The organism is Aeromonas sp. 600479 (assembly GCF_049175515.1).
In the GTDB taxonomy this organism is placed as follows: domain Bacteria; phylum Pseudomonadota; class Gammaproteobacteria; order Enterobacterales; family Aeromonadaceae; genus Aeromonas; species Aeromonas veronii_A.
The window spans coordinates 41,486-67,517 of sequence record NZ_JAAKVF010000008.1 but is presented as its reverse complement, the minus strand read 5'-3'; the positions used below and the strand labels follow the sequence as shown (position 1 = coordinate 67,517).

24 protein-coding genes and 1 tRNA gene are annotated in these 26,032 nt (G+C 60.9%); 10 read left to right on the top strand and 15 right to left on the bottom strand.

What is annotated here, in order from left to right:
- Positions 1 to 5: 5 nt before the first annotated feature.
- The 3 genes from pyrB to G5149_RS10565 form a co-directional block, all read right to left on the bottom strand.
- Positions 6 to 926 (bottom strand): aspartate carbamoyltransferase, encoded by a 921-nt coding sequence (gene pyrB / locus G5149_RS10575; RefSeq protein ID WP_005339735.1) that lies wholly within the window; start codon positions 924 to 926, stop codon positions 6 to 8.
- Positions 907 to 1,101, bottom strand: a complete 195-nt coding sequence (locus tag G5149_RS10570; RefSeq protein ID WP_013724188.1) for a hypothetical protein — start codon at positions 1,099 to 1,101, stop codon at positions 907 to 909. The genes pyrB and G5149_RS10570 overlap by 20 nt, the downstream gene beginning before the upstream one ends.
- Positions 1,102 to 1,200: 99 nt before the next feature.
- Positions 1,201 to 1,743: a hypothetical protein gene (locus G5149_RS10565; protein ID WP_421212413.1), complete on the bottom strand. Its 543-nt coding sequence runs from the start codon at positions 1,741 to 1,743 to the stop codon at positions 1,201 to 1,203.
- Between the two features lie 201 nt (positions 1,744 to 1,944).
- Between G5149_RS10565 and G5149_RS10560 the strand changes: the two genes are divergently transcribed.
- Both G5149_RS10560 and G5149_RS10555 read left to right on the top strand, forming a co-directional pair.
- Positions 1,945 to 2,021 (top strand) — tRNA-Trp (locus G5149_RS10560).
- A 260-nt stretch (positions 2,022 to 2,281) separates the two neighbouring features.
- Positions 2,282 to 4,174: a methyl-accepting chemotaxis protein gene (locus G5149_RS10555; protein WP_421212412.1), complete on the top strand. Its 1,893-nt coding sequence runs from the start codon at positions 2,282 to 2,284 to the stop codon at positions 4,172 to 4,174.
- 64 nt (positions 4,175 to 4,238) lie between these two features.
- Here the strand turns inward: G5149_RS10555 and G5149_RS10550 are convergent, their stop codons facing one another.
- From G5149_RS10550 to G5149_RS10525, 6 genes are all read right to left on the bottom strand, one after another.
- Positions 4,239 to 4,703, bottom strand: a complete 465-nt coding sequence (locus G5149_RS10550; RefSeq protein WP_421212411.1) for a gamma-glutamylcyclotransferase family protein — start codon at positions 4,701 to 4,703, stop codon at positions 4,239 to 4,241.
- Complete coding sequence (pcp, locus tag G5149_RS10545) at positions 4,700 to 5,347, bottom strand: pyroglutamyl-peptidase I (RefSeq protein ID WP_421212410.1); 648 nt, start codon at positions 5,345 to 5,347, stop codon at positions 4,700 to 4,702. The genes G5149_RS10550 and pcp overlap by 4 nt, the downstream gene beginning before the upstream one ends.
- Positions 5,348 to 5,361: 14 nt before the next feature.
- Positions 5,362 to 6,285, bottom strand: a complete 924-nt coding sequence (locus G5149_RS10540; RefSeq protein ID WP_421212409.1) for a DUF979 domain-containing protein — start codon at positions 6,283 to 6,285, stop codon at positions 5,362 to 5,364.
- 11 nt (positions 6,286 to 6,296) lie between these two features.
- Entirely contained in the window at positions 6,297 to 6,980 is a 684-nt protein-coding gene (locus tag G5149_RS10535; protein WP_421212408.1) for a DUF969 domain-containing protein, read from the bottom strand.
- 429 nt (positions 6,981 to 7,409) lie between these two features.
- The gene (locus tag G5149_RS10530; RefSeq protein ID WP_005356301.1) at positions 7,410 to 7,922 is read right to left on the bottom strand and encodes a lipocalin family protein; all 513 of its coding nucleotides are present in this window, start codon (positions 7,920 to 7,922) and stop codon (positions 7,410 to 7,412) included.
- Between the two features lie 15 nt (positions 7,923 to 7,937).
- Entirely contained in the window at positions 7,938 to 8,840 is a 903-nt protein-coding gene (locus G5149_RS10525; protein WP_421206339.1) for an AraC family transcriptional regulator, read from the bottom strand.
- 157 nt (positions 8,841 to 8,997) lie between these two features.
- Here G5149_RS10525 and yqhD point away from each other — a divergent pair, with 157 nt between their 5' ends.
- The 8 genes from yqhD (at position 8,998) to G5149_RS10485 (ending at position 19,669) form a co-directional block, all read left to right on the top strand.
- Positions 8,998 to 10,161: an alcohol dehydrogenase gene (gene yqhD, locus G5149_RS10520; protein ID WP_040070066.1), complete on the top strand. Its 1,164-nt coding sequence runs from the start codon at positions 8,998 to 9,000 to the stop codon at positions 10,159 to 10,161.
- Positions 10,162 to 10,668: 507 nt separating this feature from the next.
- Positions 10,669 to 12,195 carry a Re/Si-specific NAD(P)(+) transhydrogenase subunit alpha gene (pntA, locus tag G5149_RS10515; protein WP_040070064.1) on the top strand — a complete coding sequence of 509 codons (1,527 nt, stop codon included), beginning with the start codon at positions 10,669 to 10,671 and terminating at the stop codon, positions 12,193 to 12,195.
- Between the two features lie 11 nt (positions 12,196 to 12,206).
- Complete coding sequence (gene pntB, locus G5149_RS10510; RefSeq protein WP_069526987.1) at positions 12,207 to 13,691, top strand: Re/Si-specific NAD(P)(+) transhydrogenase subunit beta; 1,485 nt, start codon at positions 12,207 to 12,209, stop codon at positions 13,689 to 13,691.
- Positions 13,692 to 13,789: 98 nt separating this feature from the next.
- Positions 13,790 to 14,569 (top strand): substrate-binding periplasmic protein, encoded by a 780-nt coding sequence (locus tag G5149_RS10505; protein WP_421212407.1) that lies wholly within the window; start codon positions 13,790 to 13,792, stop codon positions 14,567 to 14,569.
- Between the two features lie 147 nt (positions 14,570 to 14,716).
- Positions 14,717 to 15,385, top strand: coding sequence for a helix-turn-helix transcriptional regulator (locus G5149_RS10500; RefSeq protein ID WP_158113519.1), 669 nt, complete (start codon positions 14,717 to 14,719; stop codon positions 15,383 to 15,385).
- A gap of 21 nt (positions 15,386 to 15,406) precedes the next feature.
- Complete coding sequence (locus tag G5149_RS10495) at positions 15,407 to 16,708, top strand: serine dehydratase subunit alpha family protein (RefSeq protein ID WP_041234985.1); 1,302 nt, start codon at positions 15,407 to 15,409, stop codon at positions 16,706 to 16,708.
- Positions 16,709 to 16,841: 133 nt separating this feature from the next.
- The gene (locus tag G5149_RS10490; protein WP_337073283.1) at positions 16,842 to 18,242 is read left to right on the top strand and encodes an L-cystine transporter; all 1,401 of its coding nucleotides are present in this window, start codon (positions 16,842 to 16,844) and stop codon (positions 18,240 to 18,242) included.
- Positions 18,243 to 18,340: 98 nt separating this feature from the next.
- Positions 18,341 to 19,669, top strand: coding sequence for a CoA-disulfide reductase (locus tag G5149_RS10485; RefSeq protein WP_421212406.1), 1,329 nt, complete (start codon positions 18,341 to 18,343; stop codon positions 19,667 to 19,669).
- A 77-nt stretch (positions 19,670 to 19,746) separates the two neighbouring features.
- On the opposite strand, the gene arnF is transcribed toward G5149_RS10485, so the two are convergent.
- From arnF to arnC, 6 genes are read right to left on the bottom strand one after another with little or no spacing between them, the layout of a single operon-like run.
- A complete protein-coding gene (gene arnF / locus G5149_RS10480) occupies positions 19,747 to 20,154 on the bottom strand; it encodes a 4-amino-4-deoxy-L-arabinose-phosphoundecaprenol flippase subunit ArnF (RefSeq protein ID WP_337073285.1) in 408 nt (135 codons plus the stop codon).
- Positions 20,151 to 20,495 carry an EamA family transporter gene (locus G5149_RS10475; RefSeq protein WP_421212405.1) on the bottom strand — a complete coding sequence of 115 codons (345 nt, stop codon included), beginning with the start codon at positions 20,493 to 20,495 and terminating at the stop codon, positions 20,151 to 20,153. The genes arnF and G5149_RS10475 overlap by 4 nt, the downstream gene beginning before the upstream one ends.
- A complete protein-coding gene (gene arnT / locus G5149_RS10470) occupies positions 20,495 to 22,138 on the bottom strand; it encodes a lipid IV(A) 4-amino-4-deoxy-L-arabinosyltransferase (RefSeq protein WP_421212404.1) in 1,644 nt (547 codons plus the stop codon). Before arnT ends, G5149_RS10475 begins: the two co-directional genes overlap by 1 nt.
- A 31-nt stretch (positions 22,139 to 22,169) precedes the next feature.
- Complete coding sequence (gene arnD / locus G5149_RS10465; RefSeq protein WP_337073287.1) at positions 22,170 to 23,069, bottom strand: 4-deoxy-4-formamido-L-arabinose-phosphoundecaprenol deformylase; 900 nt, start codon at positions 23,067 to 23,069, stop codon at positions 22,170 to 22,172.
- Entirely contained in the window at positions 23,062 to 25,053 is a 1,992-nt protein-coding gene (gene arnA, locus G5149_RS10460) for a bifunctional UDP-4-amino-4-deoxy-L-arabinose formyltransferase/UDP-glucuronic acid oxidase ArnA (RefSeq protein ID WP_421212403.1), read from the bottom strand. Before arnA ends, arnD begins: the two co-directional genes overlap by 8 nt.
- Positions 25,050 to 26,030, bottom strand: a complete 981-nt coding sequence (gene arnC, locus G5149_RS10455; RefSeq protein ID WP_421212402.1) for an undecaprenyl-phosphate 4-deoxy-4-formamido-L-arabinose transferase — start codon at positions 26,028 to 26,030, stop codon at positions 25,050 to 25,052. The genes arnA and arnC overlap by 4 nt, the downstream gene beginning before the upstream one ends.
- Between the last annotated feature and the right edge of the window lie 2 nt (positions 26,031 to 26,032).

Genomic DNA, 26,032 nt, shown 5'->3' with positions numbered 1-26,032 from the left:
TAAGCTCAGACAGTTTCGTTCAGTACCAGTGCCAGCAGCGCCTGGCGTGCATAGACCCCGTTCTCCGCCTGCTGGAAGTAGCAAGCGTGGGGAGTCTTGTCGACCGCTACATCGATCTCGTCGACGCGGGGCAGGGGATGCAGGATCTTCATGGTGGGCTTGGCACCTTCCAGAGTCGCCAGTTCCAGAATGAACTTGGCGGCCATGTGCTTGTATTCAGTCTCGTCGAAGCGCTCTTTCTGGACGCGGGTCATGTAGAGGATGTCCAGCTCCGGCATCACCTCTTCCATGGTCTGGTGGACGCTGAACTGGATGCCCTTCTCTTCCAGCTCTTCGCAGATGTAGTCCGGCATCGCCAGCGCTTCCGGGGAGATGAAGAAGAAGCGGCAGTTGAACAGGCTGAGGGCCTGGGCCAGCGAGTGCACGGTGCGGCCATATTTCAGGTCACCGACGAAGGCGACGTTGAGGTTGTCCAGACGGCCCTGGGTCTCATGGATGGTGAACAGGTCGAGCAGGGTCTGGCTCGGATGCTGGTTGGAGCCGTCGCCGCCGTTGATGACCGGCACGCGGGAGAACTCGGAGGCCAGACGGGCCGCGCCCTCTTTCGGGTGGCGCATCACCACCGCATCGGAGTAGGAGCCGATGATCTTGATGGAGTCAGCCAGCGTCTCGCCCTTCTTGGCGCTGGTGTTGCCACCGTCGGCGAAGCCGATGATGTTGCCGCCAAGGCGCTGTACCGCGGTCTCGAACGAGAGGCGGGTGCGGGTGGAGGCTTCGAAGAAGCAGCTGGCAACCAGCTTGTCTTTCAACAGGCTGGTGTCAGGTTCAGCCTTCAACCGTTGTGCGGTTGAGACTACCAGTTCCATTTCTGACCGGGTCAGGTCCGAAATGGAGATGACATGTTTCTTATAGAGTGGATTGGTCATCGTCTGCATTCCCTTTGACATCATTGGAGGTTTTTCGGGCACAAAAAAAAGCCCCTGAAACAGGGGCTTTTTTTAAAAATAACTGGGGATCGTTGGGGTGGGAACCGGAAACAACGGGGCCGCTCTGGTGCGCACCACCCGTCTGCAAGGCTGTTTTCTGAATCAAAAACTGCATCGTTTCGTCCCGACCTTTTTCAAAACCGGACAGATTATAGGGCCGCTTTTTTAATTGTCAAAATTTTATTTACGATGCCAATTTCAGCATGAAAAACGTTTAAGTAACGGAAACATGACGACAAATCCACACCTTGTGCGTCTCTTGCAGCGATTCCCCATCGCGGGCCATGGCGCGCAAATAACCGAGTCTGTGGTGTCCTTCCAGCAGGCAGTAGGGGCGGGGTAGGGGATGACCGTTCGGGTAGCTGGCTCCCTCTTCCGGCACCAGCACGATGACAGGTTCGGGCCAGGTGCCTTCGCTCAGCATCTTCTCGCCGAGCCAGGAGCGACGCACATAGCGGTTGCTGCGCAGCATCTCGCCCCAGCGCTCGATCACCTCCATATGGCGGGAGTCCACCTGATCCACCAGTTGGGCGGTGGGCCAGCTTTCACAGGTGAACTGATGGTTGGCGAGATCGATAAAGCTCCAGTTGGACTCAAAACCGCGCCAATGACGGTAAATCCACTGGGAGAGCACATTTTCAGGAATAAAGGGCACCAGTGGTGCGACCCGTTCAAGATAGGCGGGCAGGGACTCTGTTTTGCGTTCATCCCTGAAGTTGAGGGGCGCCAGTTGTTGGAGCAGTCGGTAATTGAGCATAAGTGGCCTCCCGGTACCTGATTTCACCCTACCCCCATTTATGTCCCATTCCTACCCCGGTAGGGCTGCAAATACAGCAAGTTATCCCGCTTCGCTGCATAAACAACCGCGACTTGTTCGGGATTTGTGCAATCGCATCGAAAGCGTAAAAAAAGCCTTTACCTTTGAGCTCCACTTTGTATACTACGCCTCGTTTGTTGCAGGGGCGTAGTTCCAATTGGTAGAACAGCGGTCTCCAAAACCGATGGTTGCGGGTTCGAGTCCTGCCGCCCCTGCCATTTTCATAAATGCCAGCTCATTGAGCTGGCATTTCGCATTTCCGGCGTTCACCGTCTGTCCCTCCCGCCCCCTGTTTCTTCTCCTGATTGCTCCACTGCTGGATAGCATGGAATAGCGAGCAACCAACTTATGGTAGCAATCTCTGTTGTTGATAGATGTAAAAATATACGGATTCACTAAAGTCTGTTCATATTGCGGCCGATAGCCTTTGATACATCAGGGTTTTCCCTGCCTGACACAACAACAAGGATTCGTCGTCATGACCCTCTCTCTGCGCGGCAAGCTGCTGGCCACCAGTCTTGGCGTAGTGCTGCTGATGGCATCACTGCTCGGCATCGTTGCCTTTCACACCCTCAAATCCCGCACCATGAGCGCCATCCAGAGCGAGGCGGTCAACTATGGTCACGCCTACTCGGTCGCCATCGGCGACTGGATGGCGGATCGCAAGAACACGGTGCACGCGCTGGTGAACCTGATCGCCGACAACCCGCAGGCCGAGCTGGTGCCACACCTGAAGCAGGCCTACACCTCGGGCGGCTTCGGCCTCACCTACTTTGGCTCCACCCAGGGGGTGATGACCCGCCAGGATCCCTCCCTCAACACCGGCAACTATGACCCGCGCGAGCGCCCCTGGTATCAGGATGCGGTGAAGGCGGGGCAGCTCATCGTCACCGCTCCCTATGTCAGCGTCACCATGCAGAAGCTGGTGGTCACCCTCTCCGAGCCGGTGCGCCATCAGGGCGAGCTGGTTGGCGCCGTGGGGGCCAACCTGGCGCTCGACAAGCTGATCGGCGAGGTGCTGGCGATGCAGGTGCAGGGCGAGGGGTACGCCATGCTGCTCGACAGCAGCGGCCTCATCGTCGGTCACCCCAACAAGGAGCTGGCGCTCAAGCCCATCGCCGAGCTGGCGCCGGGACTCTCTGCCGCCACCTTCCAGCAGTGGGGCCGCGAGAACAACGAACTGCACGCAGCTACCCTCGACGGGCGCGACGTGCTGCTGGCGGTACAGCCGGTGCCGGGCACCGACTGGCTGCTGGCCATGGTGATGTACCGCGACGTGCTGGAGGCGCCGCTCGCCTCCCTGCTGTGGCAGCTGGTGGGGCTGACGCTGCTGCTGATGCTGGTGTTCAGCGCCCTGCTCACCGCCATGTTCAAGTATCTGTTTGCCGATCTGGGCCGGGTGGCCGGTGCGCTGCACGACATCGCTCACGGCGAGGGGGATCTCACCGTCCATATCGACACCCGCAGTCAGGATGAGGTGGGTCAGCTGGCACGCAACTTCAACCAGTTCGTGGCCCGGTTGCACGGGATTGTCAGCCGGTTGCGCGATGTCACCGTCGAGCTGGCGGCCCAGTCCCGTGCTCAGGCGGCCGGCGCCCACTCCCGCAGCCAGCGGGTGCGTCAGCAGCAGGACGAGATCGTGATGGTGGCGACCGCGGTGACCGAGATGGCCTCCGCTACGCAGGAGATCGCCGGCAACGCCGAGTTTGCCGCTACCACCTCCGGCGAGGCGGTCAAGCTGGCGGTCGCGGGTCAGTCGCAGGTCGGTCAGAGCCAGCGCAGCATTACCGGGCTCGCGGATGAGGTGGCTGATGCCAGCCAGATCATCAACGAGCTGGATGCCCATGCCCAGAAGATCAGCGGCATTCTGGCCACCATCAGCGGCATTGCCGAGCAGACCAACCTGCTGGCGCTCAACGCCGCCATCGAGGCGGCGCGGGCCGGTGAGCAGGGCCGTGGCTTCGCGGTGGTGGCGGACGAGGTGCGGGTGCTGTCGCGCCGCACCCATGACTCCACCGACGAGATCCAGCAGATGATCGAGACCCTGCAGCAGACCACCCGCCGCGCTGTGGGTGGCATGGAAACCAGTCGCCAGCTGGCGGGCACCAGCGTCGAGGATGCGGAGTCCGCCAACCAGAGTCTGGCGCGGATCAACGAGGCGATCGGCTCCATCAGCGACATGGCGACCCAGATCGCGGCGGCGGCCGAAGAGCAGACCTCGGTCACCAGCGAGATCAGCCGCAACACCGAGAACATCCGCCACGTCTCGCAGGAGCTGGCCGAGCAGGCCAATCAGGAGGCGGCGCAGGCGGCAGAGCTGAAGGCGCTGACCGAGCGGCTGGAACAGGAGATCGGCCGTTTCCGGCTATGATCCTCAGGCCATCTTCCATGAAAAGGGCAGCCCGCGGGCTGCCCTTTGTTATTGTCGCTGACCGTCAGGCGGCGCTCTCCAGCTGCGCCAGATGGAAGGCACGCCAGTTGCCGTCGGGCAGGTAGTGCTTGCCCTGCTGCCATTTGGGATCGTGCTGCACCACGTAGCGGTAGTGGTAGGCCTGCTGCTGGCCGACATAACGCCCCTGCACCGGGTCGAAGATCTCCACCTCGATGAGCTGGCGCAGATATTCGCTCTGGGGATCATCCTCGCCGTGGAAGTTCTCCATCTCGTCGAGGGCCGCGATGGCGGCAGGGAAGTCGTCCAGCACAAACAGCTCGCCATAGACCCAGTCATCCCCTTGCAACAGGGCTGGGTAGCCCTTGTGCTGCAGGTGATAGAGAGCGCCGCGCACCCGGGCGCGCTGGGGCGTCTGGCTCACGTGGTGAGCCAGATAGCGGCGGTAGTTGAACAGCCCGTCCATCAGGCTGCCATAGACGAACAGCGGGTGTGGCTGGCAAAGGCTCATGAGATCTCGCCGCCCACGACCTTGATATCGCCATCCTGCTGCAGCACCACCGCCTCGATGGCCAGCGCCAGCGCGCGGGTAATCTCGCTCATGGCGAGGCAGGGCTGGTTCACCTTGTCCGCTACCTGCTCGGTGATGTAGGGAACGTGGATAAAGCCGCCGCGCACCGCCGGGAACTCTTTCTCGATCAGGTAGTGCAGCTGGTACATGATGTGGTTGCAGACGAAGGTGCCGGCAGTGTTGGAGACCGCCGCCGGAATGCCGTTCTCCTTGATGCGCTGCACCATCCCCTTGAGGGGCAGACGGGAGAAGTAGGCCGGTGCGCCATCGGCCTGAATCACTTCGTCGATGGGCTGCTGCTGCTCGTTGTCGGGGATGCGGGCATCGTCGATGTTGATGGCGACCCGCTCCGGGGTAATGGCGAAGCGGCCGCCCGCCTGACCGACGTTGATCACCACGTTGGGCTGGTACTGGCGCATCAGCTCTGCCAGCAGGGTGGCTGACTTGCCAAAGACGGTGGGGATCTGCGCCTTGATCACTGTGGCGTCCAGAATGGTTTCCGGCAGGCGTTTGACCGCCTCCCATGCCGGGTTGATGGGCTCGCCGCCGAAGGGGTCAAAACCGGTAATCAGTACTTTCATCATCTTCTCCCGAATGGTCAGAATGCCCAGAAATACATGAGGGCGATATGGATCAGCACCAGCGTCAGCGCCATCGGCACCTGCACCTTGATCACCTTGTTGAGATCCTTCATCTCCAGCAGGGCGGCGGGCAGGGCGTTGAAGTTGGCGGCCATGGGGGTCATCAGGGTGCCGCAGAAGCCGGCGGTCATCGCCAGCGCACCGGCTACCACCGGGTCACCGCCTTGGGCGATGACGAAGGGGATGCCGATGCCGGCGGTGATGACGGTGAAGGCGGCATAGGCGTTGCCCATGATCATGGTGAAGACCATCATGCCGAGGCAGTAGGCCACCACCCCGACGAAGGGGCTGCCGACCGGCACTACGGTTGAGATCCCGTGGGAGATGACATCGCCGACGCCGGATGTGTTGAAGATCACCCCGAGCGCAGCCAGCAGTTGCGGCAGAATGCCGGTGATGCCGACCTGCTGGATCATCCGGTCGGAGTCACCCACTACGGTGGAGGGGGTGGCCCGGGTCAGCAGTACCGTGATGACGAAGGCGATGACCGCCGCCAGACCGATACCGACCTGACCGCCAAGGGGGGTGAACTGGGCGATCACCACCGCCAGCACGGCCAGCAGGATGCAGGGGAGGAAGATCCGGTTGCCGATGCGGTTGGCGTGGCGCTGGGACTCCTCCTCGCTCGCCTGCTCCAGCTTGCCGATCTTCACCTGCTTGAGCAGGGTGATGGCCCCCATGGCGAGGATCAGCACGCCATTGATGACATTGGGGATATAGCTGCCGAAGGCGAACAGCACACCCAGGATGGTCCAGAACAGGGCGGTGCCGATCTTGGCCGGGTGGCTGGGGTCACGCAGGACGCGCCAGGCGCTGCTGAACAGGATGACGCCGATCAGCACATAAAAGAATTCGAGCATGTTGGGGATGAGAGTCGCCATTATTGTTGCCCCTACTTGTCGCTGCTCACGGTATATGTCTTGGCCATCTGGCGGTCAAACCACATATTGGAAATAGCCACCATCAGCAGGGCAATAATGGCTATTGGCATGGATGCCTTGGCAATATCGACGGCAGAGACGCTATATCCAAGAGATTCAAATGTACCGACGATCAGCAATACCCCGGCTGAGGCGACGAAGGTATTCTGGGCAAAGAAGTTGCCGTAGTTTTCGGTGGCGGAAACCCGCGCCTTGATATATTCCTCATCCTCTTCGCTTAATTTTCCGTGCACCTTGGTAGCAGCAGCCTGAGTCATAGGGTTGACCAGCGGACGAATAAACTGGGTGTGACCCTGAACCCGCACCGAGAAGAGGCCGGCCAGTTCGCGGATAAACATATAGAGGGTCATGAACTTGCCCGGGGTGAGTTTCTTGATCCGCTCGATCAGGGTGACTGCCTGCTGTTTCAGACCGTAGCGTTCACAGATGCCGATCATCGGCAGGGTCAGCAGAAACAGCGTCACCATGCGGTTGGAGACGAAGGCTTCACCCAGCAGGGAGAGGCAATCGGTCATGGATAGGCCGGAGACCAGCGCCGTGGTGACGGCGGCCACCAGTACGACGGCCAGAGTGTCGAGTTTGAAATAAAATCCCAATAAAATAATAAGAATTCCGCTTAATTTAATAAATTCCAATTAATCACCTCGTTAAAGTGAATATTTATATGCATTTTGGGGTGGCCGAGCTGTTTATCATCTGGTTACTGCGATGGCAACAAAAAATCCCCAAAAAGGGATTCGATTGGTTTCTTGTTGGGGCTTTTTGTCGGTTTATCGTTCGTTGGTAAATGGTGAGTCCTGCACCGTCCAGGCTATTTTGTTGCCCCCTAATCATTCATTCAGATTATTTTGGGGAGCCTGGTGACAATAAATATTGGGCTGACAATATGATCGCTATTCTCTTCCATTGATGGGTGATGGATGATGGGGATTGTTGCGCAATGTCTATCTGGCAACCGTCAGCGAATGGCTGGGTATGGCGGTGGTTGTGCGGAGCAGGGTTGAGGAACTCGAGAGGGAAAGGCGGAGAGAACCGGTGGCGATGGCATCGCCACCGGTGCTGTCTCAGGGGGTCTGCTTGACCCAAATCAGCTGGTCGGTGGCAAAGCCCAGCGACTTCGCCTTGGCGACCAGCGCATCCACCTTCGCCTTGGGCGGGTTGGGTGAGCGGGAGAGGATCCAGAGGTAGTCGTGGTTGTAGCTGGTCACCAGCGAGAGCTGGTAATCGGGATCGAGATCGATGACGTTGTAGCCGCCGTAGAAGGGGCCGAAGAAGCTCACCTTGAGCCGCGCCTCGTCCGGGTTGCCGACGAAGTAGGCCTTGCCCTCGGCTTCGCGCCAGCTGCCATCGCTCTGCTTGCCGCGGTTGAGCACCTTGACGCCGCCATCGTCCCGCAGGCTGTAAGTGGCGCTCACCTGCTCCAGCCCCCGCTCGAAGCTGTGGTCGAGGCGGGCGATTTCGTACCAGGTGCCAAGATAACGGTCGAGCTGGAAGCCGGTAACGGGGCGAATGCCGTCGGCAATCCCGGTACAGGCCGTCAGCAGTAAAGCGGTGAACAGGCAAAGCAGTGAACGCATAAGTAATCCCTCCTGTTATCCCTCAATGATGCGAAGCTGGCCATCCCGGAAGCGGGAGGCCTGATCCGTCGGCGTGCTGCCGAAGAAGCGCTTGTACTCCCGACTGAACTGGGAGTTGCTCTCGTAACCGACTCTGGCCGCCGCGGTGCCCGCCTTGATGCCGTCGTGCAGCATCATCATTCGCGCCTTGTGCAGGCGAAACGACTTGATGTACTGCAACGGCGAGGTAGCGGTGACCGCCTTGAAGTGGTGGTGAAAGGCGGAGACGCTCATGTTCACCTCTCGCGCCAGCTCCTCCATGGTGAGGTTGTCGGCATAACGGGACTCTATCATACGCAGCACCCGGGCGATCTGGCCCACATGGTTGTGGCGATTGGCGAGCGCCTGCAGTGCCGGGCCGCCCCCCTCGGTGAGGGCGTGGAACAGCATCTCCCGCACCGTTTGCGGTCCCAACACCCTGGCGTGCAGCGGATTGTCCATCAGCTCGATCAGCCGCTCGGCGGCGCAGAACATGGTTTCCGACAGGGGGACCGAGTGGACGCCGCTCTTTTGCGGCGCGGGGGCGGGCAGGGCATCGCCCAGCTCCAGCAACAGCTCCTGCAGGATGACCAGATCGATCTCGATGGAGAAACCGATCAGGGGCTGCTCGGGGGAGGCGAAGCACTCGCACTCGCAGGGCAGCGGCAGGGTCATCAGCAGGTAGTGGTTGGGGTCGTAGCGAAATACCTGATCCGCCAGATAACCCACCTTGTGCCCCTGCAGGATCACTATCATCCGCGGTTGGTAGAGCACCGGGGTGCGGCCATGGTGTTCGGTGGTATAGATGAGGTTGACCTGTTTCACCGGTGATGGGGTGATGCCGGGGGCGGTGACGTGGCGGGTCAATCTGGTTGCGAGGTCGCTGTAACGGTTTTGCATGGGGGCTCTTTGATTCGACAGTTCCGGTTTTCGCTGCTTTGTAGAAATAGGCAAGAATCAAGCAGGATGTTGCCTTGATGGTAGGATAGTTCTGGAGAAAAATGCAATCACGATTTCGCGGCCAGGCCGCCCTGACTATCAGAAGAAGGCAATGTCGATGAACAACTTTACTCTCCATACCCCGACCAAAATCCTGTTCGGCCAAGGGCAGATCGCCCAGTTGCGCGAGCAGCTCCCGAGCGATGCCCGCGTCATGATCACCTACGGTGGTGGCAGCGTGGTACGCAGCGGCTTGCTGGAACAGATCCGTAACGAGCTGGCTGGCATGACCCTGTTTGAATTTGGCGGCATCGAACCGAACCCGGCCTACGAGACCCTGATGGGGGCCGTGGAGCTGGCCCGTGCCGAGCGGGTCGACTTCCTGCTCGCCGTTGGCGGTGGTTCCGTGCTCGATGGTACCAAGTTTATCGCCGCTGCCGCGCACTACGATCTGGCCAAGGATCCCTGGCACATTCTCGAGACCGTCGGCAGCGAAGTGCGTTCCGCCATCCCGCTCGGTTCCGTGCTGACCCTGCCGGCGACCGGTTCCGAAATGAACATGGGTGCCGTCATCACCCGTCGCAGCAGTGGCGACAAGGTGCACTTCTTCTCGCCGTTCGTGATGCCGCGCTTCGCCGTGCTGGATCCGGTGCTCACCTACACCCTGCCCGAGCGTCAGGTGGCGAACGGGGTGGTGGATGCTTTCGTCCACATCGTGGAGCAGTACCTCACCTATCCGGTCAACGCCAAGGTGCAGGATCGCTTCGCTGAAGGCTTGCTGCTGACCCTGATCGAAGAGGGCCCCAAGGCGCTGGCCGAGCCGCACAACTACGAGGTACGCGCCAACATCATGTGGAGCGCCACCATGGCGTTGAACGGCCTGATCGGTGCCGGTGTACCGCAGGATTGGGCCACCCACATGCTGGGTCACGAGCTGACTGCCCTGCACGGCCTCGACCACGCCCAGACTCTGGCGGTGGTGCTGCCTGCCCTGCTGCAGGCCAAGCGCAAACAGAAACATGCCAAGCTGCTGCAATACGCAGAGCGGGTGTGGGGGCTGAACAGCGGCAGCGAAGCGGAGCGCATCGATGATGCCATCGCCGCGACCCGCGACTTCTTCGAGCGGATGGGGGTCAAGACCCGACTGCGCGACTACGGTCTGAAAGATCTGGGTATCGACACTCTGATCGGCAAGCTGGGTGAGCACGGCATGACCCGTCTGGGCGAGCACGGCGATATCGATTTGGTGCAGAGCCAGCATATTTATGAAGCGGCCTGGTAAGGGCCGCCAATCGGCGCCAAACGGGCGAAACGATTGAATTGTCGGGGCCCTCTCCCGCCATATGGCGGCTGAGCGGTCCCGCTTTTGTTGGGAAAATGTTACTTTTCGGCGTTTCGCTGCGAGAAGTGAGACGAAAGCGGATTTCGTAAGAACAAAAAACGCTAAGATAGAGGGCCGGTAAAACATTTTTTTTGACTGGTTGGATCACTTTTTTCAGCCGTTTTTACTGGTATAAGCCTCTAATTTGGTTTGTTTTTTTTAATCGTAGCCAGGGATGGGCTGAATTCTGTACGAGTGCCGTCGGGACTGCGGTTGTAATAAAACTCCAAAATTTGATACTAATCACCTTCGCGCCTGAAAAGCGGGGGCCTGACCATGACAGGAGGTTGAGGTAAAGCCTACTGATTTTCATAACAAAGAGCCCTGGACCTGCACTTTGGTCATGTCTTGTTTCGTCAGAAGTGAGACACTGGGCAGCGATTGTTTATTAACCATCAGGGAATAGTCATGCAGATTGGAATACCGAGAGAGAGTCTCGCCGGTGAGACCCGGGTCGCAGCGACCCCGGCTACCGTCGAGCAGCTGAAAAAGCTCGGCTTCGAGGTCGCCATCGAGACCGGCGCAGGCCTGTCGGCCAGCTTCGATGATGCCGCCTTCGAGGCTGCCGGTGCCAGCGTGGTGCCGAATGTCTGGCAAGCCGACCTTATCTTCAAGGTCAATGCGCCGACCGATGCCGAGATCGCACAAATTAAAGATGGCGCCACTCTGGTGAGCTTCATCTGGCCTGCCCAGAACCCTGAGCTGGTCAAGAAGCTGTCCGAGCGCAACATCAATGTGATGGCGATGGATATGGTGCCGCGGATCTCCCGTGCCCAGTCCCTCGATGCCCTCTCCTCCATGGCCAACATCGGTGGCTATCGCGCCGTCGTTGAAGCTGCGCACCAGTTCGGTCGCTTCTTCACCGGTCAAATCACCGCAGCCGGTAAAGTGCCGCCTGCCAAGGTACTGGTGATCGGTGCCGGCGTAGCCGGTCTGGCTGCCATCGGTACGGCCGGTTCCCTCGGTGCCATCGTGCGTGCGTTCGATACCCGTCTGGAAGTGGCCGAGCAGATCGAATCCATGGGTGGGGAATTCCTCAAGCTGGACTTCGGTGGCGAAGACGGTGCATCCAGCGATGGTTACGCCAAAGTCATGTCCGATGAGTTCATCAAGGCCGAGATGGAGCTGTTCGCCCAGCAGGCCAAAGAGGTGGATATCATCATCACCACCGCCCTGATCCCGGGCAAGCCGGCTCCCAAGCTGATCACCAAAGAGATGGTCGACAGCATGAAGCCGGGCTCCGTCATCGTGGACATGGCCGCTCAGGCTGGCGGCAACTGTGAATACACAGTGCCGGGTGAACTGCATGTCACCGCCAACGGTGTCAAGGTGATCGGTTACACCGATCTGCCGGGCCGTCTGCCTGCCCAATCCTCCCAGCTCTACGGTACCAACCTGGTCAACCTGATGAAGCTGATGTGCAAGGAGAAGGACGGCAACGTTGCCATCGACTTCGAAGACGTGGTTCAGCGCAACATGACGGTGATCCAGGCCGGTGAAGTGACCTTCCCGCCGCCCGCCATCTCCGTCTCTGCCGCCCCGCAGAAACCGGCCGCCGCCAAACCGGCCGCCAAGAAGGAAGAGGCCAAGCCTTCCAACAAGAAGTTCGTGTTCGGTGCCCTCGGCATCGCCGCCTTCGGCTGGATCGCCTCCGTTGCCCCGGCAGCCTTCCTCTCCCACTTCACCGTATTCATCCTGGCCTGTGTGGTCGGTTACTACGTGGTGTGGAACGTCTCTCACGCCCTGCACACGCCGCTGATGTCGGTCACCAATGCCATCTCCGGCATTATCGTGGTCGGTGCCCTGCTGCAGATCGGGCAAGGGTCGACCCTGGTCACCGCGCTGGCGTTCATCGCCGTGCTGATTGCCAGTATCAACATCTTCGGCGGTTTCACCGTCACTCAGCGCATGCTGAAGATGTTCCGTAAGGATTAAGGGGGTTTAACGTGTCTCAAGGACTGGTAACAGCATCCTATATCGTTGCCGCCGTGCTCTTCATCCTCAGTCTCGCGGGACTGTCGAAGCAAGAAACGGCCAAGCATGGCAACCTGTTCGGTATCGCGGGTATGGCTATCGCCCTGCTCGCCACCGTATTCAACCCGGAGACCAGTGGCGTTCACTGGATCATTCTGGCCATGGTGATCGGCGGTGCCATCGGCGTGCGTCTGGCGCTCAAGGTCGAGATGACCGAGATGCCCGAGCTGGTGGCCGTGCTGCACAGCTTCGTGGGTATGGCGGCAGTGCTGGTGGGCTTCAACAGCTTCATCGATCTGCACCCCTCTGCACCTGCTGAGGTGGTCGTCTCCGTCGGTTCCAACCTGGATGCCACCCTGGCAGCCGCCCGTGCGGCGTTCGAGCAGGCCAACAGCGTTGCCCAGGTCGAGCACCTGACCGGCGCCATGCTGAACATCCATCTGGTCGAGATCTTCCTGGGCGTCTTCATCGGTGCCGTGACCTTCACCGGTTCCGTGGTTGCCTTCGGCAAACTGCGCGGTCTGATCTCCTCCAAGCCGCTGATGCTGCCGCACCGCCACAAGCTGAACCTGCTGGCCGTGGTCGCCTCTCTGGCGCTGATGGTCTACTTCGTCAACGCCGGCGGCTCTACCTTCGCCCTGCTGGTGATGACCTTGATCGCCTTCGCCTTCGGCTGGCATCTGGTTGCCTCCATCGGTGGCGCCGACATGCCGGTGGTGGTCTCCATGCTGAACTCCTACTCCGGTTGGGCGGCGGCGGCGGCGGGCTTCATGCTCTCCAATGACCTGCTGATCGTCACCGGTGCCCTGGTGGGTTCCTCCGGTGCGATCCTCTCTTACATCATGTGTAAGGCGATGAACCGCTCCTTCATCTCCGTGATCGCCGGTGGCTTCGGCTCCGATGGCGTGGCCTCCACGGCTGATCAGGAGATGGGCGAATACCGCGAAACCAGCGCCGAGGAAGTGGCTGACCTGCTGAAGAACTCCAGCTCCGTCATCATCACCCCGGGCTACGGCATGGCGGTGGCACAGGCTCAGTATCCGGTTGCCGAGATCACCCAGAAGCTGCGTGACCGCGGCGTCAAGGTGCGCTTCGGTATCCACCCGGTTGCCGGTCGTCTGCCTGGCCACATGAACGTGCTGCTGGCGGAAGCGAAAGTCCCGTATGACATCGTGCTGGAAATGGACGAGATCAACGAGGACTTCGCCGATACCGACACCGTGCTGGTGATCGGTGCCAACGACACCGTCAACCCGGCCGCGATGGAAGATCCGGGCAGCCCGATCGCCGGTATGCCGGTGCTGGAAGTGTGGAAAGCGCAGAACGTCATCGGCTTCAAGCGCTCCATGAACACTGGCTACGCCGGTGTCCAGAACCCGCTGTTCTTCAAGGAAAATACCCAGATGCTGTTTGGCGATGCCAAGGCCAGCGTCGAGGCAATCCTGAAAGCACTGTAAGTGCCATTCAGAGAGTGGATATTAAGGAGGCTTCGGCCTCCTTTTTTATTGCCCATCCCTTGTATATCCTCAATCCATACGGACCATGAGGGATCTCCATGATGTGGTGTCAGGGTTGGCGAAGGATCGGGTGGTACGGCTGGCTGCTGGCCTCCCTGTTTGGTGCTGGTTCGGCCGTGGCGACGAGCGAGCAGCCGACCCTGACGCTGCTGACCGAACTGTGGCCCCCTTATGTGATGCGTGGTGACAATGGCGAGCTGGCCGGCGCCGATCTCGATCTGGCCTGTACCGTGTTGCGCCAGATGGGTTATCGCACTGAAATCAGGGTGCTGCCCTGGAAGCGGGTTCTGCAGCAAGCCCGTCTCAAGCAGGGGGATGCGGTAGTCGACGTCTTCTTTGAACCTTCCCGCCAGCAGTGGCTCCACTACCCCGAAGAGCCGCTCTCTTACAGCGGTGAAGTGCTCTTCTATCCGACGGTTCGTCCGGTGGATTTCAGTCAGCTCTCCGACCTCAAGGGTCTGCGGATAGGTATTCAGGAAGATTATGCCTACAGCCCCGATTTTCTGACCGATCCCGGGGTGATCCGGATGCCGATGACGGGGGAGGGGAATGCCATCAAACAGCTGCATTTGATGATGGCCGGTCGGCTGGACGGGGTGGTGCTCAACGAGCGGGTCGGTCGCTACTTGCTGCATACCCAGGGGCTGCAGGATCAGGTGAGCCACGGCTCGCGCCTGCTGACCGACGACAACCGCAATTTCCTCGCGTTTACCCACAAGCCCGGCCACGATCAGCTGGCTATCCGCTTCTCCTCTGCCCTCAAGGCATTCAAACAGACTCCCGCCTACAAGCAGCTGCTGGCCCGCTATCACCTCTGAGTTGCCGCCCTGCTGTGCGCCGCTTCACAATTTGTCGCACTTTGTTAAAAGGTGGGCATAATGGCGAGCAAAAAGGGGATGCCGCTCAACATTAGTTGATCTTGTTGATAGTAGAATCAACTGCGGTTTACTCAGAGTTACTCATATATGTCCACAGCAGCCACCACTGACCAGATCAATTCGTTAACGGATGAAGAACGTCATCTGATCGCCAGTTTCGAGCCCGCGGTCGAGGCGCTGGCCGCGCTGTTTGGCGCAGGGTGCGAGGTGGTGTTGCATGCGTTCGATACGCTGGATGCGTCGGTCATCAAGATTGCCAACGGCCATGTCACCGGTCGTCGGGAGGGGGCGCCGGTCACCGACTTTGCCCTCAACCGCTTGCAGGGGGAGGCGGGCAGCCAGTGGAGCAGCTACTTCAGCCGTACCCGCGACGGGACGCTGATGAAGTCCTCTTCCATCACCATCAGCAACCGGCAGGGCAAGCCCATTGGCATGCTCTGCGTGAACTTCAGTCTGGATACCTCCCTTGGCTGCCTGCTCGATACTTTTGCGCTGCCCACGGCACCGGCTCCGCTCAACAACGAGACCTTTGCCAGCTCGGTGGACGATCTGGTGACCCAGGTGATTGAGAAGGTGGATCGGGACGATTCGCTCTCCTGCACGGTGCGCAACAAGGAGATAGTGACCCGGCTCTTCGACATGGGGATCTTCGAGATCAAGGAGGCGGCCCAGCTGGTTGCCCGGATGCTCGGCATCTCCCGTCATACTGTTTATCTGCATATCCGTAATCACAAAGCGGATCTGAACAAGCAATAACTGCCTGCGGGCACCCTGAACATGAGAAACACTGCGATGAAAGCACAATGGACCGACTTTATTACCCTGCTCAAGCGTGAAGTGGTGCCGGCCCTGGGCTGTACCGAGCCGATGTCGGTGGCGCTGGCGGCGGCCAACTGCCGCAAGCTGCTGGGGGAGACCCCGACCCGCATCAGCGTCTGGGTCAGTGGCAATCTGTTCAAGAACGGCATGGGGGTCGGGGTGCCGGGCACCGGCATGATCGGTCTGCCGGTGGCTGCTGCGGTCGGCATCACAGGGGGCAATCCCGATGCCGGGCTGGAGGTGCTCAAGACCCTCACACCAGAACAGGTGGAAGCGGCCAAGGCGTTGCTGCCGGTCATCAAGGTGGATGTGAAGGATGTACCGGATGTGCTCTACGCCGAGGTGCTGGCCGAAGTGGAGGGTCATAGTGCCCGGGTGGTGATCTGTACAGACCACACCCGCATCATCCTGATGGAGAAGGATGGCGAGGTGCTGATGGAGCAGGCCAGTGCCCCCGGCGTGCAGATCCAGCCAGCCAAATCCGCCAAACCGGCCATGACCCTGCGGGAGATCGTCGATTTTGCATTGGAAGTGCCGCTGGCGGAGATCGACTTTATCCGCGAGGCCGCCACCATGAATCAGGCGCTGGCGGACGAAGGGTTGCAGGGTTACGGCCTGAAGATTGGCAAGATCCTTACCGAGCAGGTGGAGCGCAAGCTGCTCTCCGATGACCTGATGACGCTGGCGATGCGCCTCTCCTCTGCTGCCTCCGATGCACGGATGGATGGCGCCATGCTGCCCGCCATGTCCAACTCTGGTTCCGGCAATCAGGGCATTGCCGCCACCATGCCGGTGGTCGCGGCCGCCCGCTTCCTCAAGGCGAGCGACGAGCAGCTGACCCGGGCGCTGGTGATGAGCCATCTGGTGGCCATCTACATCAAGACCTATCAGAACAAGCTGTCTGCCCTCTGCGCCGCCAGTACCGCCGCCATGGGGGCCGGTGCCGCCATCACCTGGCTGCTGGGCGGCCAGTATCAGCAGATCAGCCACTGCATCAACAACATGATTGGCGATGTCTCCGGCATCATCTGCGACGGCGCGGGCAGCGCCTGCTCCATGAAGGTCTCCACATCCACCTCGGCGGCGGTTAAGTCTTCGCTGATGGCCATCAACAACCTGCATGTCCCCCAGAGCGAGGGGATCGTCTCCGACGATGTAGACCAGACCATCGCCAATCTGGGCCGCCTCTCCAAAGAGGGGATGCTGGATACCGACATCGAGATCATCAACATCATGCGAGCGAAACAGCAGAAGCAGTGAATCTGTGACAAGGGGGCGATAGACCCCCTTGTTCTTGTCACGATGGCGCAGACCGTCTGACACGGTTGCCAGGGCAAGCATGGCGCTTGCTCTTGTTTCTCGGGCGCAAGCCCGCTTTTTGGGGAGTCATACCATGACATTTAGCGTTATCGGCAATCTGGCCATCGCCGCCATCTTGCTGTTCTTTCTCTACCGGTTACAGGAAAAACATGTGAGCTTCACCCGCCGGGTATTTGCCGGTCTGGGGCTCGGTATTCTGTTCGGCGCCGCCCTGCAGCTGCTCTACGGAGCGGGTTCTGCGGTGATTGGCCAGACCATCGACTATCTCGATATCGTCGGTAGCGGCTATGTGAAGCTGCTGCAGATGATCATCATCCCGCTCATCATGGTCTCCATCATCAGCGCTATCTTGAAGCTCAATGGTGGCACCGCGCTGGGCAAGATCAGCGCCATGACCATAGGCGTGCTGATCTTCACCACCGCCATCGCCGCCGGGGCGGGCATCCTGATGTCCAACCTGTTTGGCCTGACCGCTGAAGGGCTCACCTCCGGGGCCGCCGAGAGCGCCCGGGGCGCCGCGCTGCAGACCACCCTCGGCAGCGTCGAGAGCATGTCTTTCGCCAAGATGATGCTGGAGTTCATTCCCGCCAACCCCTTCCTCGACATGACCGGGGCGCGCAAGACCTCCACCATCGCCGTGGTGATCTTCTCCATCTTCATTGGCCTCTCCGCTACCGGCATCGCCCGCAAGAAGCCGGAGATCTTCGCCAGCTTCAGCCACTTCGTGGCCGTGGCTCATGCCATCGTAATGCGAATGGTGACCCTGGTGCTGCGCCTGACCCCGTTCGGTGTGCTGGCCCTGATGACCAAGGTGGTCTCCGGCTCCAACTATGCGGATATTCTCAACCTGCTCAGCTTTGTGATGGCCTCTTACGGTGCCATCGCCATCATGTTTGCTGTGCACCTGCTGCTGGTGAGCATGGTCGGCATCAACCCGTTGCGCTTCCTCAAGAAGATCACTCCGGTGCTGGCGTTTGCCTTCACCTCGCGCACCAGTGCGGGCTCGATTCCGATGAACGTGCAGACCCAGACCAAGTCGCTGGGTATTCCTGAGGGGATCGCCAACTTCGCTGCCTCCTTCGGTTCCACCATCGGCCAGAACGGCTGCGCCGGCATCTATCCGGCCATGTTGGCGGTCATGATTGCGCCGACCGTCGGGGTCAACCCCATGGAGCCGGGCTTCATCATGACCCTGATCGCCATCATCACCGTCAGCTCCTTCGGGGTGGCCGGGATTGGCGGTGGCGCCACTTTTGCCGCGCTGATCGTGCTCTCTGCGCTGGACTTCCCGGTGGCGCTGGCCGGGCTGCTCATCTCCATCGAGCCGCTGATCGACATGGGTCGTACCGCGCTCAACGTCTCCGGCTCCATCACCGCAGGGACGGTGACCAGCCGCCTGCTGGGGGAGACTGACATGCATGTGTTCAACAGCGATCACGAAGTGAGTCTGGACGGCGAAGAGTCCACCGTCTGATTTGCTATCGGTTGATCTGGACGTGGGAAGGGGCGACTCTTTCCCGTCATAGACCGCAGGGAGGGCATGCCCTCCCTGCGCCATTGAGAGGAAAAACTATGAGAATTCTGATCATCGGTGGCGAAGCCGCCGGTATGAGCGCGGCCGCCAAGGCACGCCGTCTGGCCATCGATGCCGAAATCGTGGTGTATGAGGCCTCCGAGGTGATCTCTTTCGGTGCCTGCGGCCTGCCTTACTTCGTCGGTGACGAGTTTCAGGAGCCCGGTTACATGGCCGAGTTCACCCCCGAGCAGTTCGCCGCCAAGGGGATCGAGGTCAAGATTGGCCATCGGGTGCTGAGCGTTGATGCAACTGCTCAGACCCTGGTGGTGGAGCATAACGGCGACACCTTCACCGATCGCTACGATCGGCTGATGATCGCCACCGGTGCCCGTGAAGTGATGCCTCCCATCCCCGGTTTGCAGCAGCAAGGGGTATTCGGTCTGCGCCGGATGGCCGACGGACTGGCGCTGAAGGCTGCGGTACAAGACAAGAACAATCGCCGCGCCGTGGTGATCGGCTCCGGCTTTATCGGGCTGGAGGTGGTCGAGGCGCTGGTCCATCAAGGCAAAGAGGTGCGTCTTATCGAGCTGGCGGATCGGGTCATCCCCGACGCGTTTGATGGCGAGATCACCCAGCACATCGAAACCGAACTGCGCGAGCAGGGGGTCTCTCTCCATCTGGGTGAGCGAGTTGAAGCGCTGCTGGGGGATAGCCGGGTGACCGGCGTGCGCACCAGCCAGGGTGAGTACGAGGCCGATATCGTGGTGGTCTGCACCGGGGTCAAGCCCAACACCGAGTTTCTGGCCGATACCGGTATCGAGCGGCTCGGCAACGGCGCCATCAAGGTGGATCGTCAGGGACGCAGCTCGCTGGCCAATGTCTGGTCGGCCGGTGACTGTGCCAGCGTCTGGCACAGCGTGAAGCAGCAGCAGGTCTATGTGCCGCTCGCCACTATCGCCAACAAGCTGGGTCGTATGGTGGGTGAGAACCTGGCCGGGGCTGAGCAGGAGTTCCCGGGCACCCTCGGCTCTGCCGCGCTTAAGGTGCTGGGGCTGGAGGTGGGCCGTACCGGCCTCTCCGAGCAGGAAGCCAAGGCGATGGGCATCGATTACCGCACCGTGGTGATCAAGGACAAGTGCCACACCAACTACTGCCCTGGTCAGTCAGACATCCACGTCAAGCTGGTCTATGAGGCGGGCAGCAAGCGGCTGCTGGGTGGTCAGATCCTCGGTCGCAAGGGGGCGGTCCACCGCATCGACGCGCTGGCGGTCGCCATCACCATGGGGGTGACTACCGAGCAGCTCGGCATGCTGGACTTTGCTTACGCGCCCCCCTTCTCCCGCACCTGGGATGCCCTGAACGTGGCGGGTAACGTCGCCAAATAAAGGGGGGCAGGCCAACCTGACAGTGGCAAGAGGCGGCACAGGGTGCCGCCTCTTTTTTCGCTTAACCTTGCCCTTTGTCAGGAACCGGCAGGGGGAGTCTGCCGCTCCGGCTTGCTTGCCGCAGGTTTGCTGCCGACCAGCACTGCGCCGAAGAAGATAAGCGCAACGCCTGCCGCCTTGCTCGCCACCAGCGGTTCGGCAAAGGCCGGCATGCTCACCGCCAGCAGATAGACCAGCCCGTAACTGGTGCTGAGCAGCGGGTAGGCGATATTGAGCGGCGTCGAGTGCAGCGCCGCCAGCCAGCAGAGCAGCGACAGCCCGTAGCAGAGGATGCCGATGGCGATGGTGAGGAGCGGCAGGGGGTGAGCCAGCATCACGGCGGGATCGGCTTGCCACTCAGGGAGGCTGATTGCCCCCCACTTCATGCAGAGTTGCGCCACCGTCACCAGCACTATGCTGCCCAGTACGTAGAGATAACCCTTCATAGCAGACCTCCCAACAACAGGGCGCCGACGATGATGGCGGCAGCCCCCAGCCAGTTGCGGTTGCTCACCGGCTCGCGGAAAAAGAGGCGCGAGCCGAGCATCACCAGCACCAGATTGAGGCTGAGCATGGGGTAGGCCATGCTCAGTGGCAGCCGCTGTAGCAGGTAGATCCAGAGCAGCATACCGCTGCCAAGGGCTGCAACGCTCCCCAGCAACCAGGGGGAAGCGAGCTTCTGCCAGTGGTCGTGCGGTGTGCGTTGCCAGCTGATGACCGCCTGCTTTTGCAGCATCTGTCCCGCACTGGTGAGGAGGCTGACCAGCAGGAGGAGCAGGATATCCATCAGCGACTCCCGTGGTAGACGAGCAGAGTGAAGCGGTGACTGCGGATGGTCTGGTCTGCCGGAGGCAGCGCAGCGATCTCCTCGTCATCATTGGTGCGCAGCAACAGGGCTAACTGCCCCTTCTTGCGTGCCTGTGCCAGCCAGTTCGGGAACTCCTCTTGCGTGATGTAGCGCCCCTTGCCATCGGGATAGTCAAGGCCATATCTCAGCTCACCCATGCTATCGAGCAGGTTGACCTCGCTGCGTTTGGTCTCCCAGGCGATGGAGGAGGCGGTACCCACCTCGTTGGCCAGCAGGGTGTGGGACTCCATCAGGATCTCCCGGTTGGCCTTGATGAAGTGCTCCGGCAGTTTGGAGTCCACCAGCGATAACGGCAGCGCCAGCGGCAGGGCGATGGCCAGCACCATGGGACAGAATGCACTCAGCTGCCAGCTACGGGCGGGGGCTACCAGCTGGATAAAGCCAAGCAGCGACCAGCCGACGAAGATGGCCATGGCGATGGCCAGCTTGCCCATCTCGTGGCGGCCGTAGACCGCATGTTGCGGCGAGAAGGCCAGTACCGCCAGCACTCCCACGCAGATCAGGCCAAACAGGCCGTTGATCCAGGCGTTGAGGCGAAATGGCTGATCCCGTCCCTCCTTCAGGGCATTGACCGCGCTGTTGGCGAGCAGGATGGCCAGCGGGGCGAAGCAGGGCAGAATATAGGTGAGCAGCTTGCCCTTGGCGATGCTGAAGAAGATGAAGGGCAGTACCAGCCAGGCCAGCAAATAGAGAGTCTGCGGACCTACCTTGCGCTCCTGCCACCCTTGTCGGAATGCTCCCGGCAGTAGTCCCAGCCAGGGCAGGGTGCCGAGCAGTCCCATCGGCAGGTAGTACCAGAAGGGGGATTTGTGTTGGGCATCTTCCGAGGCGAAACGCTGGATGTGCTCAATCCAGAAGAAGTAGTGCCAGTAGTCCGGCTCCCGCTGATGAATGGCGATGGCCCAGGGGGCGGCCAGCAGGGCGGCGCTCAGGATGGCCAGCGGCCCGAAGCGCACCAGCTCGAGCAGGCGTCCCTGGGTCAGCATATATGGGACAAGTACGATTACCGGCACCGCCAGCGCGATAAAGCCCTTGGTGAGGAAACCCATACCGCAGGCGAGACCAAATAGCAGATAGCCCGCCATCCTGCGACCGGGTGGCCCCTCCTGCCGGATGAGGTAGAAGCTCACCATGGCGGCGTTGAGCCAGAGGGTCACCATGGCATCCAGCACACTGTAGGTGCCGATGCCGTAGACAATCAGGGTCGAGAGATAGATGAGGCTGGCGAACCACGCCTTGCGCCGGCACTGCCAGAGCTGGAGGGTAAACCAGAAGACCAGCAACGCGCTCAGCCCGGTCGAGGCGGCTGAGGCGAAGCGGACGGCAAAGTTGCTCTCGCCGAACATCAGCTGGCTGAGGCTGTTGAACCAGTAACCGGCGATGGGTTTCTCGAAGTAGCGCAGGCCGAGGAAGTGGGGCACCACCCAGTCACCCGTGGTGAGCATCTCCCGGCTGATTTCGGCGTAACGGTTTTCGTCCGGGCTCCACAGCATCCGCTGGTTGAGCGGCAGCAGGTAAAAGAGCAGAAAGAAAAGGGGCAGGGCCCATCGGGTCATCTTCATGAGATCCTCGGTTGCAATCTGGTGAGCGGGTTCATGGGGCTGCCTTGCAGCCGAGCCACCCTTCGCGTCCCGGCAGGGTGCCGCGCAGCAGATGACCGGTCGGCAGTTGAGTCGGGTCGGACGGGAGCAGCTCGCCAAGGGGGACGAAGCGGATACCACGCGCTTTGGCCTCACCGAGCAGGGCATCGAACTGATCCGCCATGACGATCCCCTCCACCTCGGCGTGGATGGTGTAGACATGGGGTCCCGGTTGCGGTGTCGCGCTCAGCTGCTCCAGCAGGAAATGGTTGAAACCGTCGACCGTCACCTGATGCCCCACCACCTCGTCGAAGGTGGGCAGGTTGACCGGGATCTGCGGGGTGCCGGGCCGTCCATCCTCCAGAATGGGGCGGAACAGGCCGCAGCCGCGGCAGTCGCTGTTGTAGCGAAAGCCGAACTGCTCCTTGGCTTGGGTGGTGAGCGGATCGGCCCGCCAGCCGGCGGCGGCGGAGCAATCCACCGCGTGCCCCAGGATCTCGCTCAGGGCATCGACTCCGAGCCGGGTCTGGCGGATCAGCTCGGCCTCGTTCCAGCGACCGGTGTTGGCCTGCCAGCCGTGGTGATCCCAGGCGTGCAGCCCCACCTCGTGGCGGGCGCTGTCGGTGTCGCGCATCAGGGAACCCAGCTCTCTGCCGATAGGCTTGCCGGGCCAGGCGGTGCCGGCCAGCAGGATATCGAGCCCATACAGGGATGCTGCGTTGGAACGCAGCATCTTGAGCAGGAAGCGGGGCTTGAGCAGGCGCCACAGGTGGCGCCCCATGTTGTCGGGACCGACCGAGAAGAAAAAACTCCCCTTCACCTGATGCCGGTCGAGCAGTTGCAGCAGGCGGGGCACCCCGTCACGGGTCCCCCTGAAGGTATCGACGTCGATCCGCAGACCCACTTCAGTCATGCTCGACTCCTGTGGTGACCGCCCCTTGCAGGAAGAAGTCCAGCGTCTTGCCGATGGTCTCTTCCATCTCGATGGTCGGTTCCCAGTCGATCAGCTTGCGGGCATTGCGGATGCTCGGACGACGGTGGGAGACATCCTGATAGCCGTCGCCGTAGAAGGACTTGCTCTCCACCAGCTTGAAGCCGGCGAACGGCGGGAAGTGGTCGCGCAGCGGGTGGGCATCGAACTTGGCGAGCAGCACCTCCGCCATCTCGCGAATGCTCGCCTCGTTGTCCGGGTTGCCGATGTTGATGATCTGGCCGTTGCAGCGATCGTTTTTGTTCTCGACGATGCGGAACAGGGCTTCGATGCCATCCTCGATATCGGTGAAGCAGCGCTTCTGGGCGCCGCCATCCACCAGCTGGATCGGGGTACCGTCCACCAGATTGAGAATGAGCTGAGTAATGGCGCGAGAGCTGCCGATGCGGGCAGAGTCCAGACTGTCGAGGCGCGGCCCCATCCAGTTGAAGGGGCGGAACAGGGTGAAGTTGAGCCCCTCTTTCTTGCCGTAGGCCCAGATGACCCGATCCAGCAGCTGTTTGGAGACGGAGTAGATCCAGCGTTGCTTGTTGATGGGGCCGACGATGAGGCGGGATTCATCCTCGTCGAAGCTGTGATCGTCACACATCCCGTACACCTCGGAGGTGGAGGGGAAGATGATGCGCTTGTTGTACTTGACGCAGTAGCGGACGATCTTGAGGTTCTCCTCGAAATCGAGCTCGAACACCCGCAGCGGGTTGCGGGTGTACTCGATGGGGGTGGCGATGGCCACCAGCGGCAAGATCACGTCGCACTTCTTGATGTGATACTCGATCCACTCGGTATGAATGCTGATGTCCCCCTCCACGAAGTGGAAGTTGGGGTGGCCGATGAAGCGATCCACGGCGCTGGAGCCGATGTCGAGGCCATACACTTCGTAGCCGCCATCCTTGAGCAGACGCTCGGTGAGGTGGTTGCCGATAAAGCCGTTGACGCCGAGGATCAGCACCCGGGTCAGGCGCGCCTTGCGCAGGGCATTGCTCGCCTTGGCGCCTATCTTCATTCCTTCGACCAGCCCCAGTTCGCGGGCAAGTTGGGCACCGCGTACATAAAGTCCCCCTTCGGCCTGGCCGGTCAGGATCTCCAGCACCCCCTCACCACAGGCCACCCGCAGCGGGTCGTGGGAGAGAATGGTGCCTGGCTGCAGGTCGCTCTGGATCGCCAGTGGCTTCGCCTGCCAGACCGTCAGCTTGCGATCACCGGCGAAGCTGAAGGCGCCCGGGTAGGGCTGGGTGACGGCGCGTACCAGGTTGTAGAGATCGCTGGCGGGCTTATCCCAGCGCAGCTCGCCATCGGCCGGGGTACGGCGACCATAGTAGCTCGCCTTGCTCTCGTCCTGCGGGGTGAAGGTGGCGTCCCCGCGCTTGAGTTTGACCAGCTCCCCTTCGAGCAGGGCGCGGGCAGCCTGGCGCATCTTGCCATGCAGGGTGAGTGCGGTGTCATCGTGGGCAATGGTTACTGCCTGCCGGGCAAGGATATCGCCGGCATCGGCACGGGCCGTCATCCGGTGCAGGGTCATGCCGGTCTCGGTCTCGCCGTTGACCAGACACCAGTTGATGGGGGCGCGGCCGCGATAGGCTGGCAGCAGGGAGCCGTGCAGGTTGAAGGCCCCGACGGTTGGGATATCGAGGATCTCCTGCTTGAGCATGTTGCGGTAGTAGAAGGAGAAGATGGCCTCCGGTGCCAGCTCGCGAATGCGCTCAATCCAGAGCGGATGGTTCACATCTTCGGGAGAGAAGACCGGCAGGTCGTGATCGGCACAGAGTTGGGCGACCGAGTCGAAGAAGCGGTTCTCGCCCGGATCGTCGGCATGGGTAAAGACCGCCTGGATCTGGTAGCCGGCCTGAAGCAGGGACTCGATACCGGTGCAGCCGATATCGTGATAGGCAAAGACGACAACGTTCATGATTGAGTTTCCTGTTGCGAAGCATCCGAGGTGGAGCGAACGATTTGGTGAATGAAGTAGCGGGGACGGGCGCGCACATCGGTATACATTCGGCCTATGTACTCACCCAGCAGTCCCATCCCGATCAGCTGTACGCCGACAAAGGTGAAGAGAATGGCAAACAGGGTGAAGACTCCATCTGCTGCCCAGTCGGCACCCAGTAACAGGCGCAGCAGCAGCAGCAGGATCGAGAAGATGAAGCCGATCCCCGCCACCACGCTGCCGACGATGCTGAGCAGGCGTAGCGGGGCCGTGGTCATGCAGGTGACCAGGTCGTACATCAGGTTGATAAGGTGCATCAGGCCGTATTTGGATTCGCCGTGGGCCCGCTCGGCGTGGCCCACCTCCAGCTCTGTGGTACGGCGGGCAAAGCTGTTGGCCAGGATGGGGATGAAGGTGCTGCGCTCCTGACAGCAGAGCATGGCGTCGATGATGTGGCGGCGATAGGCGCGCAGCATGCAGCCGTAGTCGCTCATCTGGACGCCGGTCGCCTTTTGTACCGACTTGTTGATAAAGCGCGAGGCCGTCTTGCGAAACCATGAATCCTGCCGGTTTCGGCGGATGGTGCCGACCACGTCATACCCTTCCATGGCGGTGGCGACCAGCCGCGGGATCTCTTCCGGCGGGTTCTGCAGATCCGCATCCAGAGTGATCACCAGATCCCCAGTTGCCGTCTCGAAGCCCGCCATGATGGCGGCATGCTGACCATAGTTGCGGTTGAGCAGCACGGCGACCAGCTTGCTCCCTTCACGATTGGCGGCTTCGCTGATGATGGTGGCGGATCGGTCATTGCTGCCGTCGTCGATCAGGATCACTTCGTAATCCTGGCTCAGCTGCTCGCAGGTGTCGGTCACCCGTTGCAGCAGTTCCGGCAGGCTCGCCTCCTCGTTGTAGATGGGGATGATGACTGAGACCCGTTTGATGTCGTTATGGTTCACGT